This is a genomic window from Inquilinus sp. CAU 1745 (genome assembly GCF_039839375.1).
Lineage (GTDB): Bacteria > Pseudomonadota > Alphaproteobacteria > DSM-16000 > Inquilinaceae > JBDOQU01.
Window position 1 is genome coordinate 93,030 of record NZ_JBDOQU010000009.1, and the last position, 16,024, is coordinate 109,053.

Genomic DNA, 16,024 nt, shown 5'->3' on the forward strand with positions numbered 1-16,024 from the left:
GAAGATCAGGCGGCCATCGCCTGAAGCGCCTCGCGGGACCGCGTTGCATAGCGCGGGGTATCGGACAGAAGCTCCAGAAGCTCCCGCCGGGCGCGGGACAGGCGGCTCTTCACCGTGCCCACCGGGCAGCCGCAGATCGCGGCCGCTTCCTCATAGCTGACGCCCGCCGCGCCGATCAGCAGCAGCGCCTCGCGATGCTCCAGCGTCAGCTTCATCATCGCCCGCTGGACGTCCATAAGCTGCATGTGGGAACTCTGGCTGGCCGGGACCGACATCAGCGATTCGGGGCAATCGTCGATGCAGGTGGAACTGATCCGCGCCCGGCGCATCGTGCTGATATGCTGGTTGCGCAGGATCGTGAACAGCCACGCCTTCAGGTTGGTGTCCGGCTTGTACTGGTGCTGGGCGCGAAGGGCTCGCGCGACGGTGTCCTGGACAAGATCGTCGGCGGTATCGGCCGAACCGGTGAGCGACCGTGCGAACGCCCGCAGGTGGGGGATCATCGCGACGAGATCATCCTGAAACTTGGTCGCCATCTGGTGCCTCCTTATTTGGCTGTGGCTTTAGGCCATGCATCCAACGGGCGGTTATTGAAGTTGCCTGAAAGTCCTCGACGATTCCGCCCAAGTCCGTCGAAAACGAACGGCCGGTCGAAGGGTTCGATCACTGGCCGTCCCGAAGAAAGCTGAGCGTAGTTCAGACTTTAATTGTGGTCGGACTTGGGCCGATTTGGGCGAATCTGGCCAAATCCGCCCCAAAGGTGGCCGGGATGGGAGCGAGCTTACCGTAGACGCTTGTTTTCAATGGATAATTAATTGTCTCTAATGCTCTGGATTTTCTTTTTCGAAGATCGAAATTTTCCTTTTCGAGAGGCGGGCGTTGGGCGTATGAGAGGGCCATTCGCAGCGCACGTGCCCCTGGCCGCCATGGTCATGCAACGACGTAACGCGTAACCCCTTTGACCCGTCCCTTCCGGGATGGCCTTCGGAGGCTACGATGTTTCATGTTGTTGTCGGCGGGGCCGTCCCTGCCAGCTTGCGCCCGAACGGCGGCGCTCCTCTCCGGGCCATGCTGGTCTTCCCATAGGCCGGCCGTCGGCCGTTCTTTCCGAACCTTCCCGAACACCGCCTTTCGTCCCGGAGTCCCTGGCGATGAACATCAAGATCGCGCGCTTCTTCCAGGAGCGCCGCCCGGCCACGCCCTGCCTCGTCGTCGATCTGGACGTCGTGTCCGAGAACTATCGAACCCTCGCCGGCGCATTGCCCGATTCGCTGATCTACTACGCCGTGAAGGCCAACCCCGCGCCGGAGGTGCTGTCGCTGCTGGCCGGCCTCGGCTCTTCCTTCGACACGGCCAGCCTGCCGGAAATCCGGCAGGTCCTGGCGGCCGGCGCGACCGCCGATCGCATCTCCTTCGGCAATACGATCAAGAAGCAGTCGGACATCGCAGCGGCCTACGCGCTGGGCGTGCGCCTCTTCGCGTTCGACAGCATCGCTGAGCTTGAGAAGATCGCCGCGGCCGCGCCGGGATCGAAGGTCTTCTGTCGCATCCTGACCAGCGGGGAAGGGGCCGACTGGCCGCTGTCGCGCAAGTTCGGCTGCGATCCGGAGATGGCCCGCGACCTGCTGTTGAAGGCCGCATCGCTCGGCGTCGAACCCTATGGCGTCTCCTTCCATGTCGGCTCCCAGCAGCGCGACCTGACGCAATGGGATGCCGCGCTGGCGACCGTCGCCGGCCTCTTCCGCGAGTTGGAGGAGAAGGGGGTCACGCTCCGGATGGTCAATCTGGGCGGCGGGTTCCCGACCCGCTACCGTCGTGACGTTCCGCCCACGGAAGCCTATGGCGAGGCCATCCGCGACGCGCTGCGCGCCCATTTCGGCAATCGCTTGCCCGCGACGATCGTGGAGCCGGGGCGCGGCATGGTCGGCAATGCCGGCGTGATCGAGAGCGAGGTCGTGCTGATCTCCCGCAAATCGGCCAACGACAACCGCCGCTGGGTCTATCTGGACATCGGCAAGTTCGGCGGGCTGGCGGAGACGATGGACGAGGCGATCCAGTACCCGATCGAAACCGACGCCGCCGGCCCGGAGGAAGCGGTCATCCTGGCCGGCCCGACCTGCGACAGCGCCGACGTGCTCTATGAGAAGGCGGACTACCACCTGCCGGTCGACCTCAGGATCGGCGACCGCATCCGCGTGCTCGCCGCTGGCGCCTACACCACAACCTACGCCTCCGTCGCCTTCAACGGCTTCGAACCGCTCGCCGCCTATTACATCTGACGCTTGCCCCACTGGTCCCGCTCGTGTCTCTTGCCCGGCCAAGAAGAGCAGCGGGCGGGGGGCGGCGGAAATGATCGAGACCTATACGGTCGAAGGCGGGGGCGGCGTTCCGCTTTCGGTCATGGCGGCGGGGCCGCGCGACGGGCCGGCGATCCTTTTCATCCACGGCTTCTCACAAAGCTGCCTTTGCTGGATGCGGCAGTTCGAGGGCGCGCTGGCGGAGCGGTACCGTCTCGTCGCCTTCGACCTGCGCGGCCATGGCGTCTCCGGCCGACCGGAACGGACCGCCTCCTACACCGCCGGGCGGCTGTGGGCGGAGGATGTGGCCGCGGTGATCGCCGGATCCGGGATCGACCGGCCGGCGCTGGTCGGCTGGTCCTATGCCGGCTTCGTGATCGGGGATTATCTCCGCCGCTTCGGGCAGGAGGGGATCGCCGGAATCAACCTTGTCGCCGCCACCACGCTGATCGGCACGGATGAGGTGCCGGCGTTGCTGGGGCAGGGCCTGCTGGCCAATAGTCCGACCATGTGCCGGGACGAGTTGGCCGCCAACATCGCCGCGACCCGCCGGTTCGTTCGCGCCTGCTCGGCGCGACCCCTGCCGCCGGACTGGCATGAGACGATGCTCGCCTTCAACATGACGGTCCCGCCCTTCGTCCGCCGCGCGCTCTTCAGCCGGGCGGAGGATTTTGACGATGTCCTCTCATCCATCCGCCTGCCGGTCCTGCTGACCCACGGGACGGCGGACGATATCGTGCTGCCTGCCATGACCGACCGCATCGCCCGCGCCATGCCGGCGGCGCGTCTGTCGCTCTATGACGGCATCGGGCACATGCCCTTCGTGGAGGACCAGCCGCGCTTCAACCGGGAACTGGCGGCCTTTGTCGACGCCACGTGACGAGGCCACGTGACGGTGGCGGAACCGCCTGTCCCCCGCTAGAACCGATCCTCATGACCGCAATGCCGCTCCGCCTGGACCGTCACGGCCCCATAGCCCATCTGGTGCTCGACCGGCCGGACAAGCTGAACGCCATCACGCTCGCCATGTGGCGGGTGCTGCCCGGCCTGATGGCGGAGATCGAGGGCGACCCCGACATCCTTGCGGTTCTGGTGCGGGGGGAGGGCGACCGCGCTTTCTCCGCCGGTGCCGATATCGCGGAGTTCGAGACCGTCTACGCCTCGCCCGACTCCGCCCGGACCTACAACGACGCCGTTCGGAAAGGTTTCGCCGCAGTGGAGCGAGCGACCAAGCCGACCATCGCCCTCATCCGCGGCCTCTGTGTCGGTGGCGGCTGCGGCCTCGCGCTCGCCTGCGATTTGCGCTTCGCTTCGGATGATGCGCGGTTCGGCATCACGCCCTCCCGCCTCGGCCTTGTCTACAGCCTGGCCGATACGCGGCGGCTGGTCGAAACGGTGGGGCCGGCGCGGGCGCGGGACATGCTGTTCTCCGGCCGGCTGATCGATGCCGGCGAAGCCCACACTATCGGCTTGGTCGACAGGGTGGAGCCGGCCGCCCTGATCGAAGCGGCATTGGACGACTACCTGGCCGGGCTGGCCCGGCGATCCCAGTATTCCCTGCGCGCGGCCAAGCGTATGATCCAGGCGGTGCTCGACGGGGCAGGGGACGACGATCCGGATCTTGCGGCGCTCTACGATGGCGCGTTCGGCGGCGAGGATCTGCGCGAAGGATGGCGGGCGTTCGCCGAGAAACGGCCGCCTCGGTTCACCTGGCGCTAAGACGAAGAAGAGAAAAAGGGGGAGAGGCGGCAATGCCGATCAAGGTGGGAGACAGGTTCCCTGAGGTGATGTTGAAGCAGGTGGGGCCGGACGGGCTCGTCGATCTGGATACCGGAGAACTGACGACCGGCCAGACGATCGTCCTCTTCGCCGTTCCGGGCGCCTTTACGCCCACCTGCTCCGTCCGCCACCTGCCCGGCTTCATCGACCATGCCGACGATTTCAAGGCGAAGGGGGTCGATGTCATCGCCTGCCTTTCCGTCAACGATCCGTGGGTGATGGACGCCTGGGCGAAGGATACCGGCGCGGAAGGGACGATCCTCATGCTGCCGGACGGCAATGGCGAACTGGCCGCCGCGCTCGACCTGCCGCTGGACGCCAGCGCAAACGGGCTCGGCATCCGCATCAAGCGGTTCGCCATGGTGATCGATGACGGGATCGTCACCGACCTACAGATCGAAGCGCCTGGCAAGTTGGAAGTCTCCAGCGCAGAGGCGCTGCTGGCGCGGCTCTAACTATTACGGCAGAACCGCTCAGCCGCTGAGCGTGTCTCGAAGCAGCAGGCCGAGGACCAGAAGGACCATGGCCGTATTGAAGCCGACCATCCAACGAAGCTGCTTGATATCGCCTTCAATTGTCGTCAGTTGCAACTTCAGCGGCGCCTGATTTGCCGCTTCGGTAATGCTATCGGCGGCCGAACGGGCTTTATCGTCGGCAACGCCGGCGCTCTTGAAAGCGTCGTATATGGCGAAAGCTGGATTCGTCATGGTCGATCCTGGTATTTATAGAAAGATGGTCGATCCTGTGGCAATCGACAAGCATCTTCGACCTGAGGTTGATTTTCTGAAGATTCTACCGGCGCGAAAGTAATTCAATAGCCAATCCGGTTGATAGAGAAAACGGATCGCGCCGGCGCATTGACAGCATCGGCAGACGGTCGCAATTCATCGTCCCGCTTCCGCCACGGCAAGCTCCGCCACGGCGGCGGGCGACCGCTTCCCTTCGGCCCGTTCCAGAAGCAGCGCGTCGCCCTCCCGCGCCAGCACGCGGGCCGCGCCGTCGCCATCCCACCACGCCATCAACAAGGCCGCCGAACTTCTCTTCTGGCTCCATGGCCAGCTTCAGCATCGCGGGTTCGCCGGCGCGGCGGACGGGCAGCAGGTGGCTGCTATGGGTGGCGATGGGGTTGCCGTCGGCCGTGAGGCTCCAGCGTCGAAGGTAGTCGCCGATTGCAGCTCGAATACCGTCATTCATGCTCCGGCCGGTCCTCTATCATCGCGGGCGAAAAAATCCGGTCGCCGATGTCGGATCGCGCTTCCACCGTCCGTCCTCTGGTCGAACCATCCGAACCTTGGGAGACATCAGATGACCGCCGACGTCAAGACCGCCCCGACCGCCGCCCACGAACTCGTGCTTACCCGGCTGATCGACGCGCCGCGCGAGAAGGTGTTCCGCGCCTGGACCGATCCCGAGATCATCCCGCAATGGTTCGCGCCTCTACCCTGGACCGTCTCGAAGGCGGAAGTCGACGTGCGGCCCGGCGGGTCGTCGCTGATCGTGATGCGCAGCCCCGACGGCACGGACTATCCGAACCCGGGCGTCTATCTGGAAGTCGTGGAGAACGAGAAGCTGGTCTTCACCGACGCCTTCACGGAGGCCTGGGTACCGTCGGAGAAGCCGTTCTTCACCGGTGTCCTGACATTCGAGGATGAAGGCGGCAAGACCCGCTATACCGCCCGCGCCCTCCACTGGACGGCCGAGGACCGTGAGCGGCACGAGAAGATGGGCTTCCACGAAGGCTGGGGCCAGTGCGCCGACCAGCTGGAGGCCGTTGCCCGTAAGCTCTGAAGGCTCGCCATCCTCCTCTTGGTCATTCCGGACTTGATCCGGAATCCATAGGCCCTTGCCGCTTCACCGGCGGAGAAGGACCTGGCGGGGTCCCGGCTTCTTCGACACTGCATGGATGCTGGATCAAGTCCAGCATGACGATATCGAGGTCCTCAGGAAATCGTCTCGGCGTAGTGGCAGGCGACCATCCTGCTGTCGACATAGCGGAGCGGTGGGCGTTCGTCCTTGCAGAGGTCGGTCGCGTACGGGCAGCGGGAGCGGAAGGCGCAGCCCGACGGCGGGTTGAGCGGGGACGGAAGCTCCCCCTTCACCGATATGCGCTGGGTCCGGTGCGCCGGATCGACCGACGGGGTGGAGCCCAGGAGGGCGCGGGTATAGGGATGGCGCGGCCGTTCGAACAGCGTCTCCTTCGACCCCTGCTCCACCGGCTTACCCAGATAGAGCACCAGCACCTCGTCCGCGATGTGCCGCACCACCGAAAGGTCGTGGCTGATGAACAGGTAGGCGAGGTTGAATTCCTCCTGCAGATCCATCATCAGGTTCAGCACCTGCGCCTGGACGGAGACGTCTAGCGCGGAGACCGGCTCGTCGGCGACCAGGATCCTCGGGTTCAGCATCAGCGCGCGGGCGATCGCGATGCGCTGGCGCTGACCGCCGGAGAACATGTGCGGGTAACGGTGATAATGCTCCGACCGCAGGCCGACCTTGCTCAGCAGCGCCTGCCCACGCTCCTTCCGCTCCTTGGCCGGCATGTCGGTGTTGATGACGACGCTTTCCTCCAGGATCGTGCCGATCTTCTTCCGCGGGTTCAGCGAACCGTACGGATCCTGGAAGATCATCTGCACGGCCCGGCGCAGTTCCTTTGCGTCGGCGCGGCCGGGATGGGCGGCGTCCTTGCCCACGATCTCCAGCGTTCCGCCCGTGGGCTGCTCGATCATCGTCAGGAGGCGCGCCAGCGTCGACTTGCCGGACCCGGATTCGCCCACCACGGCGACCGTCTGTCCGGCGGACAGGTCGAAGCTGACCCCGTCGACCGCCTTCAGCGTCGCCTTGGGTTTCAGGAAACCTCGGTTGACCGTGTAGTGCTTCGTCAGCCCGTCGGCGACAAGGAGCGGCTTGCTCATGCCGGCACTCCTTCGCGACTCAACGGATAATGGCAGCGCACGTTGCCGGGACGACCCTCCGACGGGTCGTCGGCCAGCGGCGGTCGGACGGCGACGCAATGTTCGGTCGCGAAACGGCAGCGCGGCTGGAACAGGCATCCGTCCGGCCGGTCATAGACGCCGGGCACGACGCCGGGGATGGTCGGCAGGCGGCGACTGCCCAGGCTGCGCTCCGGCAACGCGCCCAGAAGGGCGTCGGTATAGGGATGGCGCGGATGGTTGAACAGCGTCTCGACCCCCCGCTGCTCCATGACCTGGCCGGCATACATGACGACGACGCGCTGCGCCGTCTCCGCCACCACGCCCATATTGTGGGTCACCAGCAGCATGGCCATCCCGCGCTCCTGCTGCAGTTCCACCAGCAGGTCCAGGATCTGGGCCTGGATGGTGACGTCCAGCGCCGTCGTCGGCTCGTCGGCCAGCAGCAGGCGCGGATTGCAGGCGATCGCCATGGCGATCATCACGCGCTGGTTCATGCCGCCGGACATCTGGTGCGGGAAATTCGACAGGCGCTGGTCGGGCGCCGGGATGCCGACGCGGTCCAGAAGCTCGATCGCCCTGCGTTTCAGCTCGGACCGGCTGCCGCCTTCATGCACCTTCAGCGCCTCCATGATCTGGAAGCCGACCGTGAAGCAGGGGTTCAGGCTGGTCATCGGCTCCTGGAAGATCATCGCCACGTCCTTGCCGGTCATTTCGCGGCGGCGGCGGGGCGAGATGCTCAGCATGTCGTTGCCGTCGAAGGTCATGATGTCGGCCGTGACCTTGCCGGGGAAGGGCACGAGGCCCATCAGCGCCAGCATCGACATGCTCTTGCCGGAGCCGGATTCGCCGACTACGCCGACAAGCTCGCGCTCGTCGATGGTCAGGTCCACGCCCTCGACGGCGCGGAAGGGGCCTCGGGCGGTCGGGAATTCGACCGTCAGATTGCGGATTTCAAGAAGGGGCATCAGCGTTTCAACTTCGGATCGAGCGCGTCGCGCAGGCCGTCGCCCAGCAGGTTGAAAGCCAGGACGGTCACCAGGATGGCGAGGCCGGGGAAGGTGACGACCCACCATGCGCTGCGGATGAATTCGCGGCTGTTGGACAGCATCGTGCCCCATTCCGCCGTCGGCGGCTGCGCGCCGAGGCCGAGGAAACCGAGCGCCGCGGCGTCCAGGATCGCCGTGGAGAAGCCGAGTGTCGCCTGCACGATCAGCGGCGGCACGCAGTTCGGCAGCACCGTCACCAGCATCAGCCGCATAAGGCCGGCGCCGCTGATCTTCGACGCCGTGACATAATCCTTCGACAGCTCGTTGATGACCGCCGCGCGCGTCAGCCGGACATAGTGCGGCGTGACCACGACCGTCACCGCGATCATCGCGTTCAGAAGGCTGGGACCCAGGATGGTGACGATGACGATCGCCAGCAGGATCGACGGCAGCGACAGCACGATGTCCATCATCCGCATGATCAGGATCGACGGCATGCCGGAGAAGAAGCCGGCGATAAGACCCAGCGTGACGCCGACGATCAGCGACAGCGTGACGACGATGACGCCGGTCAGCATCGACAGGCGCGCGCCGTGGATCAGCCGGGACAACAGGTCCCGCCCGACCGCGTCCGTGCCCAGTATGTGGCCCCACGTGCCGTTGTCGTTCCAGACCGGCGGCGCCAGCAGCGCGTCGCGGAACTGCTCGATCGGCGAATAGGGCGCGATGAAATCGGCGAAGATCGCCAGGAGAGCGACGAAGACGATGACGGCGAGGCCGGCGACGGCGCCCTTGTTGCGGCTGAAATCGCTCCAGAACTCCGCGACCGGGTGGGGCGGCGCGTCGGCCGTCGCGGTCACGGGCGACGCCGCGGGTTGTACGGGTGCTTCTATGCTCATGGACAGGCAGACTTGATGGAATGGTTGTTCGTCGTCATCGCCACGCTCCTACCGCGCCCGGCTGATGCGCGGGTTGATGATACCGTAGAGAAGCTCGACGAAGAGATTGACCAGGATCACCACCGTGGCCAGCAGCAGGACGCCGCCCTGGAGGATGGGATAGTCGCGCCGGTAGACGCTCTCCAGGATCCACTTCCCGACCCCGGGCCAGGAGAAGATCGTCTCCGTCAGGATGGCGCCGGTCAGAAGCACGCTGACCTGGAGGCCGATCACCGTGACGACCGGGATCAGCGCATTCCGCAGCGCATGGACCCAGACCACCCGGCGCGGCGTCAGCCCCTTGGCCCGGGCCGTGCGGATATAGTCCTCGTTCAGCACCTCCAGCATGGAGGATCGTGTCATCCGCGCGATAACAGCCAGCGGAATGGTGGCCAGCACCACGGCCGGCAGGATCAGGTGGCTGACGGCCGACTGGAAGGCTCCGTCCTGACCGGACAGGAGGCTGTCTATCAGCATGAAGCCGGTCACCGGCTCCACCCAGTACATCACAGATATACGGCCGGAGACTGGCGTCCATCCCAGGATGACGGAGAAGAGGAGGATCAGGAGAATGCCCCACCAGAAGATCGGCATCGAATAGCCGGTCAGCGACAGGCCCATGACCGTGTGGTCGGCGGCCTTGCCGCGCCTCGTGCCGGCCAGCATGCCGACGGGCAGGCCGACGATGACGGCGATGATGATCGCGCAGATCGCCAGTTCCAGCGTCGCTGGGAACAGCGTCAGGAACTCGCTGAGGACGGGCTGCTTCGTGACGACGGATGTGCCCAGATCGCCTTGCAGCACATTCCAGATATAGATCGCGTACTGCTCGAGGATGGGTTTGTCCAACCCCATCTCCGCGCGCAGCCGGGCGTAGCGCTCCGGATCGATCGCCCGCTCTCCGGCCAGGAGAAGGATCGGGTCGCCCGGCACCAGCCGGATAAGCGTGAAGGTCAGCAACGTGACGCCCAGAAAGGTCGGGACGATCAGGCTGACGCGCGTCAGGAGAAAACGAAGCATGAAGAGACGATATCTGCGTCTGTTTTGGACGATTGCCTAAAAAAGAAGCGGGCAGGGGGATGTACACCCCTGCCCGCCACTTTCATAGCCCGGAGTTCTTTACTCGGCCAGGCTGACGCCGACGAACTGATGACCGCCGAAGGGGTCGATCTTGTAGTTCTGGACGGTGTTCAGCATCGGCTGGGTGACGACCGAATGGGCGATCGTGATCCAGGGCGCCTGCTCCTTGAAGATGACCTGGGCTTCCTCGTAGAGCGCGGTGCGCTCCTCACGGTCGCTGGTCACCTTGGCCTGCAGCAGCAGCTCGTTGAACGGCTCATAGCACCAGCGGGCGCGGTTGGCCCCGTCCTCGGCCGCGGCGCAGCCCAGCAGCACGTAGAGGAAGTTGTCCGGATCGCCATTATCGCCGGTCCAGCCCAGGAGGACCGTCTCATGCTCGCCGGCCAGCGAGCGGGAGAGGTACTCGCCCCATTCGTAGGTGACGATCTCCGCGTCGACCCCGACAGCGGCCCAGTCGGCCTGGATCATCTCGGCCATGCGGGCGGCGTTCGGGTTGTAGGGACGCTGCACGGGCATCGCCCAGAGGTCGGTCGTGAAGCCGTCGGCATAACCGGCTTCCGCCAGCAGCGCGCGCGCCTGCTCAGGATCGTAGGGGTAGTCCTCGACCTCTTCGTTGTACGACCAGATGGTCGGCGGGATCGGGTTGATCGCGACCACGCCGGCGCCCTGATAGACCGCGTCGATGATCGCTTCCTTGTTGACCGCCATGTTCAGCGCCTGGCGGACCAGGACGTTGTCGAACGGCTCCTTCTGGGTGTTGAACGCCAGATAGCCGACATTCAGCCCCTCCTGCTCCAGGACGGTCAGGTTGGGGTCGGCCTTCATGGCCTCGATATCGGCCGGGTTCGGATAGGCCATGACATGGCATTCGCCGGCCTGCAGCTTGGCGTAGCGGACCGAGGCGTCGGGCGTGATCGAGAAGACCAGGTTCTCGATCGGCTGGTCGCCGTCCCAGTAATCGTCGAAGGATTCATACCGGATGATCGCGTCCTTCTGGTAGTTCACCAGACGGAACGGCCCGGTGCCCACCGGCGTCGTGTCGATCAGGTTCGGCGTGCCGGCTTCCATCATCGCCTGGGCCTGCTCCAGCGACATGATGGAGGCGAAATCCATCGCCATGTTGGCGATGAAGGGCGCTTCCGGCCGGTTCAACACGAACTTCACCGTATAGTCGTCGACCTTGACGATCTCCTTCAGCAGGTCAGGCATACCCATGGAGTTGAAGTACTCGTAGGTGCCGCCGGAGATCTCATGGAAGGGATTGTCCTCCTTCCACTGCCGGTTGAACGTGTAGAGGACGTCGTCCGCATTGAACTCACGCGTCGGCGTGAAGGTGTCGTTGCTGTGGAACTGGACGCCCTGGCGCAGGTGGAAGGTGTATTCCAGCCCGTCGTCGGAAACTTCCCAGCTTTCCGCCAGACCCGGAACCACGTTCGTCGTCCCGCGCTCGAACTGGACGAGGCGGTTGTAGATCGTCTCCGACGTGGCGTCGAACGTCGTGCCCGACGTGTAGAGCGAGGGCGCGAAGCCTTCCGGGCTGCCTTCGGAACAGTAGACCAGCGTCTGTGCGCCCGCGGCGCCGGCGAACGCGAATGCGGAGACGCCGACCGCAAGTGCGATCAACTTGTTGTTCATGATACTTGCCTTCCCCGTAGTGCTCGGTCTTTCGCCGCCGATGCGTCGCACCGGCGGATGACCGGCGTTTAGGTGCGATTTCCAGTTGCCCGCCGAGTCGGCCTCCCGCCGTCCCGGCGCAACCGTTGCCGGGGAATGTGGCGCAGGAACCGCATCCTTGGCAAGCGTCGCGATGCCACCTTATTGCCGCAAAGCCATGGGGAAGCTTCTTGAAATGGGGCGAAACCAAGGTGGCCGGGCACGCGTTGGTTGTTCATGAAATGAGCGTCGGGAAAAATGCTCCGGGAAGGCAGGGGATCATGATTAAGAAGATTGCGATCGGCGTTGGTGTGGTCCTGCTGCTGCTGGTCGTGGCGGTGGCGGCTATTCCCTTCCTGGTCCCGACCGAAGCCGTCACCAGCCGCGTGACCGCCATGGTCCGGGACGCGACCGGCCGGGAGTTGCGGATCGAAGGGCCGGTGGAGATCGCGGTCTTCCCGGCGATCGCCGTCCGCATGTCCGATGTCGCGCTCGCCAATGTCGAAGGCTCGTCCGAACCCGACATGGTCTCGCTGGGAGAGTTGGACGTGCGGGTCGCCCTCCTGCCGCTGCTGGGCGGGGAGGTGGAGATCGACCGGTTCGTGCTCCGGCAACCCTCTATCGTCCTGGAGGTCGCGGAGGACGGCACGCCAAACTGGCAATTCGGCGGTCCGGAGGAGGGCGCGGCGCAGGAAGGTGCGGCGCAAGAGCAGGAAACCGCCCCCGCGGAGGATGCCGGGCAGGAGGGCGGCAGCCCTCTGGAAGCGCTCACGCTGGGCGACATCCAGATCGTCGACGGCACGGTCACCTATATCGACCATCGCACGGGCGAAACGACGGTGCTGTCGGATGTGAGTGTGACGGCTGCGCTCGGCGACCTTTCCGGACCCGTCTCCGTCACTGGCGACGCGGTCTTCCGCGATGTGGCGATCGCGCTCGATCTTTCCGCCGACGACGCGGCGGCGCTGATCGACGGAAGCCTCACGCCGGTCAGCCTGTCGCTCGAATCCGAACCGCTCACCCTTTCCTTCGACGGCACGGCGAGCGGCGGCGCGGCGCCCGGCGGCTCCGGCGACCTGACGCTCGACGTGCCCTCTCTCGCCGACCTTGCCTCCTGGCTGCGGCAGCCCCTGCCGGCCGGCGCGCCCGCCGGCGCCCTCAACCTCGCGGGCGAGGTGGAGGCGACGCCCGCCCGGGTGGCGGTCGAGGGCCTTACGATCGAGGTCGAGGACATGTCGGCCGAAGGCGATCTCGCCGTCGGGCTGGCGGGCGAACGGCCGCTCGTCACCGGCGCGCTGACCGTGACCCAGCTCGACCTCGATCACTTCATGGGCGACGATGCGGCGGGCGAGGAAGGCGCGGAGGACGCGCCTGCCGGGGAGGAGCCGGCGGAGGAAGCCCCGCCGCCCGCAGCCTCCGGCGACGCGCCGGTCGATTTCTCGGCCCTGCTCATGGCCGATGGCGACGTGACGCTGGATCTCGCCGGCGTCTCGTTCGGCGACACCAGCATCGGGGCGACGACGGTCCAGGCGGTGCTGCAGGCCGGCAATCTCGACCTCACCACGTCCGACGCCGCCATGTTCGGCGGCACCGCCTCGATCAACCTCTCCGCCAGCGCGACCAGCCAGTCGGTGGCGCTGGCCGCCAACCTGGCGCAGATCGATCTTGCCGCCCTGCCGCTGCCCGTCGAAGGCGTCGATGGTGTGTCGGGCCGCGTTACCGGCATCGTCCAGGGCCATTCCGAAGGCGGGACGGTCGCCGCGTTGCGGGAGAATGCCGACGGCGAGGCCGCGCTGACGATCACGGACGCAGGCGCGACATACCAGCCGGAGGGGATGGCGGAGCCGCTGACGCTCACCGGCCTCCGCGCGCAGGTGAATGCCGACATGTCCCGCGTCGCGGTCAGCGACATGGCGATGACCGTCGCCGACATTCCCGTCTCTGGGACGCTGACGCTCGGGATGGCGGGCGCGCGTCCCTCCGTCTCCGGCGCGATCGACACCGGCCATATCGATGTGGACCGGCTGATGGAGACGTTCGCCGCCGCGCCCGCCGAGGAAGGCGCCGGAAGCGGTGGCGGAGGCGGCGCGTCCTCGGGCGATCAGGCGGCCGAGGAGGGATGGAGCACCGAAGCCATCGACCTTTCCGCCCTCCAGATGGTCGACGCCACCCTCACCCTCGGGGCGGAAGGGTTGACGATCCAGCAGGTGGAGACGGGGCCGACCACCATTTCCGTCAACCTTATCAACGGCGAGCTGGAGACGCGCCTTTCGGAAACGGCGGTCTTCGAAGGCACGGTCGGCGGCGTCGTCCGCGCCTCCTCCGCCGGCGAGACGCCGAGCTTTTCGGCGGAGTTGGAGATGCTGGACGTGCAGGCCGAACCGCTTCTGGTTCGCCTCGCCGACAGCGACCGGCTGTCGGGCAGGATGAGCGGCAATCTCGACGTCACGGCCTCCGGACGATCGCAGCGGGAGATCGTGGGCGCGCTCGACGGCACGGGCGCGATCCTGTTCAGCGACGGCGCGCTCAAGGGCGTCAACATCGCAGCCATGCTGCGCAATCTCGGCGGCGCGTTCGACCAGGCCAATGCCGGCCAGGCCCAGCAGACCGATTTCGCGGAGCTGGGGGGCACCTTCCAGATCGCCGACGGCCTCCTGACCACGAACGATTTGCGGATGCTGGCGCCGCTTTTCCGGATCGAAGGGACGGGGCAGGCGAACCTTGTCACCCGCACGGTCGATTTCCGACTGGAGCCCAAGCTGGTGGCGACGATCGAGGGGCAGGGCGGCGAATTCGAGGAAGGCGGGCTGATGGTGCCGATCATCGTCTCCGGACCGTTCAGCGATATCAGCTATCGCCCCGATCTCGCCGGTGCGGTGGAAAGCATCATCAGTGATCCTGAAGCGGTGGAGCAGCAGCTCGAATCCCTGTCGGAGCAGACCGAGCAGCTTCGCGAGGGGCTGGGCGACGATCCGGAGGCGACCATTCGAGGCGTTCTCCAGGGCCTGACCGGCGGCGAAACGGAACCGGCCCCGGCGCCCGCCCCGACGGATACCGCGCCGGCCGGTGAGGCGGCCCCCGCCGAAACAGCCCCCGCCGAACCCGCGCCGGAACAACAGCCGGCCGATCCGGCGCAGCAGCTTCTGGAGGGGATATTCGGGAATTGACGGGCGGCGGGTGTGGATTTGCCGCCCCGCGATGGTGTATGACCCGGCCAGCCTGGGCCGGGCCGGCATCGCCGGTCGACGGGCCCGTCCCAAGATTCTCGGAGTGATTTCATGACCAAGGTGATGGTGGTCGGCGGCGGCAAGATCGGCGCCGCGATCGTCGAGTTGTTGTCCGCGACCGGCGACTACAAGGTGACGCTGGCCGACCAGGATGCCGAGGCGCTGAAGCGCATCCCGCCCGATCAGGCGGAAACCCGGCGGATCGAGGCGTCGGACGTGGCGGGCCTGCGCGACGCCATCCAGGGCCACGACATGGTCCTTTCCGCCGCCCCCTACACGCTGACGCCGGTGATCGCCGAAGCCGCGCGGGATGCCGGGGCTCACTATTTCGACCTGACGGAGGACGTGGAATCGACCCGCCGGGTGAAGGAACTGGCGCAGGGCGCGAAGACCGCCTTCGTGCCCCAATGCGGCCTGGCGCCCGGCTTCATCTCCGTCGTCGCCTACGATCTCGCCAAGCGGTTCGACCGGCTGGACACCGTCCATATGCGCGTCGGCGCGCTGCCGCTCTACCCGTCGAATGCGCTGAAATACAACCTCACCTGGTCGACGGACGGGCTCATCAACGAATACTGCAATCCTTGCGAGGCCATCCACGAGGGCGAACTGCGGGAGGTTCTGCCGCTCGAAGGGCATGAGCACATCTCGCTGGACGGCATCGATTACGAGGCGTTCAACACCTCGGGCGGCCTCGGCACCCTCTGCGAGACACTGGACGGCAAGGCGCGGGAACTGGACTACAAGACCGTCCGCTATCCCGGCCATCGCGACATCGTCAAGCTGCTGGTCAACGACCTGCGCCTGTCGACCCGCCGGCACATCCTGAAGGACGTGCTGGAAACCGCGATCCCGATGACGCTCCAGGACGTGGTCCTGATCTTCGTCACCGTCAGCGGCTGGAAAGAAGGCCGGCTGATGCAGGAGACCTACGCCAAGAAGGTCTACAACAAGACCATCGGCGGCAAGGTCTGGAGCGCCATCCAGGTCACGACGGCCTCTGGCATCTGCGCGATGGTCGATCTGATGCGCGAAGGCAAGCTGCCCCAGACCGGCTTCGTCCGGCAGGAAGAGGCCAACCTCGACGACCTCCTCGCCAACCGCTTCGGCAAGAACTACGCCTGAGTCGGCCGT

Annotated in this window: 15 protein-coding genes; 7 read left to right on the plus strand and 8 right to left on the minus strand. The window is 66.1% G+C overall.

Going from position 1 to position 16,024, the window contains the following annotated elements; genetic code table 11:
• Window positions 1-5: 5 nt before the first annotated feature.
• Complete coding sequence (locus AAFN89_RS12440; protein ID WP_347539379.1) at window positions 6-536, minus strand: sigma-70 family RNA polymerase sigma factor; 531 nt, start codon at window positions 534-536, stop codon at window positions 6-8.
• A 615-nt stretch (window positions 537-1,151) separates the two neighbouring features.
• Here AAFN89_RS12440 and AAFN89_RS12445 point away from each other — a divergent pair.
• From AAFN89_RS12445 to AAFN89_RS12460, 4 genes are all read left to right on the plus strand, one after another.
• Entirely contained in the window at window positions 1,152-2,279 is a 1,128-nt protein-coding gene (locus AAFN89_RS12445) for a type III PLP-dependent enzyme (RefSeq protein WP_347539380.1), read from the plus strand.
• A 70-nt stretch (window positions 2,280-2,349) separates the two neighbouring features.
• Complete coding sequence (locus AAFN89_RS12450; RefSeq protein ID WP_347539381.1) at window positions 2,350-3,177, plus strand: alpha/beta hydrolase; 828 nt, start codon at window positions 2,350-2,352, stop codon at window positions 3,175-3,177.
• A gap of 53 nt (window positions 3,178-3,230) precedes the next feature.
• Window positions 3,231-4,016 carry an enoyl-CoA hydratase-related protein gene (locus tag AAFN89_RS12455; protein WP_347539382.1) on the plus strand — a complete coding sequence of 262 codons (786 nt, stop codon included), beginning with the start codon at window positions 3,231-3,233 and terminating at the stop codon, window positions 4,014-4,016.
• Between the two features lie 32 nt (window positions 4,017-4,048).
• Entirely contained in the window at window positions 4,049-4,531 is a 483-nt protein-coding gene (locus AAFN89_RS12460) for a peroxiredoxin (RefSeq protein ID WP_347539383.1), read from the plus strand.
• Window positions 4,532-4,549: 18 nt separating this feature from the next.
• Here AAFN89_RS12460 and AAFN89_RS12465 read toward each other — a convergent pair whose 3' ends face one another.
• Both AAFN89_RS12465 and AAFN89_RS12470 read right to left on the minus strand, forming a co-directional pair.
• A complete protein-coding gene (locus AAFN89_RS12465) occupies window positions 4,550-4,783 on the minus strand; it encodes a hypothetical protein (protein WP_347539384.1) in 234 nt (77 codons plus the stop codon).
• A gap of 177 nt (window positions 4,784-4,960) precedes the next feature.
• On the minus strand, window positions 4,961-5,101 hold the full coding sequence (locus tag AAFN89_RS12470) for an aminoglycoside phosphotransferase family protein (protein ID WP_347539385.1): 141 nt from the start codon (window positions 5,099-5,101) through the stop codon (window positions 4,961-4,963).
• 280 nt (window positions 5,102-5,381) lie between these two features.
• Between AAFN89_RS12470 and AAFN89_RS12475 the strand changes: the two genes are divergently transcribed.
• A complete protein-coding gene (locus tag AAFN89_RS12475; protein ID WP_347539386.1) occupies window positions 5,382-5,864 on the plus strand; it encodes an SRPBCC family protein in 483 nt (160 codons plus the stop codon).
• 152 nt (window positions 5,865-6,016) lie between these two features.
• Here AAFN89_RS12475 and AAFN89_RS12480 read toward each other — a convergent pair whose 3' ends face one another.
• The 5 genes from AAFN89_RS12480 to AAFN89_RS12500 form a co-directional block, all read right to left on the minus strand.
• Complete coding sequence (locus tag AAFN89_RS12480) at window positions 6,017-6,988, minus strand: peptide ABC transporter ATP-binding protein (protein ID WP_347539387.1); 972 nt, start codon at window positions 6,986-6,988, stop codon at window positions 6,017-6,019.
• Complete coding sequence (locus AAFN89_RS12485; protein WP_347539388.1) at window positions 6,985-7,974, minus strand: ABC transporter ATP-binding protein; 990 nt, start codon at window positions 7,972-7,974, stop codon at window positions 6,985-6,987. The genes AAFN89_RS12480 and AAFN89_RS12485 overlap by 4 nt, the downstream gene beginning before the upstream one ends.
• On the minus strand, window positions 7,974-8,855 hold the full coding sequence (locus AAFN89_RS12490; RefSeq protein ID WP_347539389.1) for an ABC transporter permease subunit: 882 nt from the start codon (window positions 8,853-8,855) through the stop codon (window positions 7,974-7,976). Before AAFN89_RS12490 ends, AAFN89_RS12485 begins: the two co-directional genes overlap by 1 nt.
• An 87-nt stretch (window positions 8,856-8,942) precedes the next feature.
• Window positions 8,943-9,953: an ABC transporter permease subunit gene (locus AAFN89_RS12495; RefSeq protein ID WP_347539390.1), complete on the minus strand. Its 1,011-nt coding sequence runs from the start codon at window positions 9,951-9,953 to the stop codon at window positions 8,943-8,945.
• 99 nt (window positions 9,954-10,052) lie between these two features.
• Window positions 10,053-11,648, minus strand: coding sequence for an ABC transporter substrate-binding protein (locus tag AAFN89_RS12500; protein ID WP_347539391.1), 1,596 nt, complete (start codon window positions 11,646-11,648; stop codon window positions 10,053-10,055).
• 299 nt (window positions 11,649-11,947) lie between these two features.
• On the opposite strand from AAFN89_RS12500, the gene AAFN89_RS12505 reads away from it, so the two are divergent.
• Window positions 11,948-14,833: an AsmA family protein gene (locus AAFN89_RS12505; RefSeq protein WP_347539392.1), complete on the plus strand. Its 2,886-nt coding sequence runs from the start codon at window positions 11,948-11,950 to the stop codon at window positions 14,831-14,833.
• A gap of 111 nt (window positions 14,834-14,944) precedes the next feature.
• On the plus strand, window positions 14,945-16,015 hold the full coding sequence (locus tag AAFN89_RS12510; protein WP_347539393.1) for a saccharopine dehydrogenase family protein: 1,071 nt from the start codon (window positions 14,945-14,947) through the stop codon (window positions 16,013-16,015).
• The last annotated feature ends 9 nt before the right edge of the window (window positions 16,016-16,024 follow it).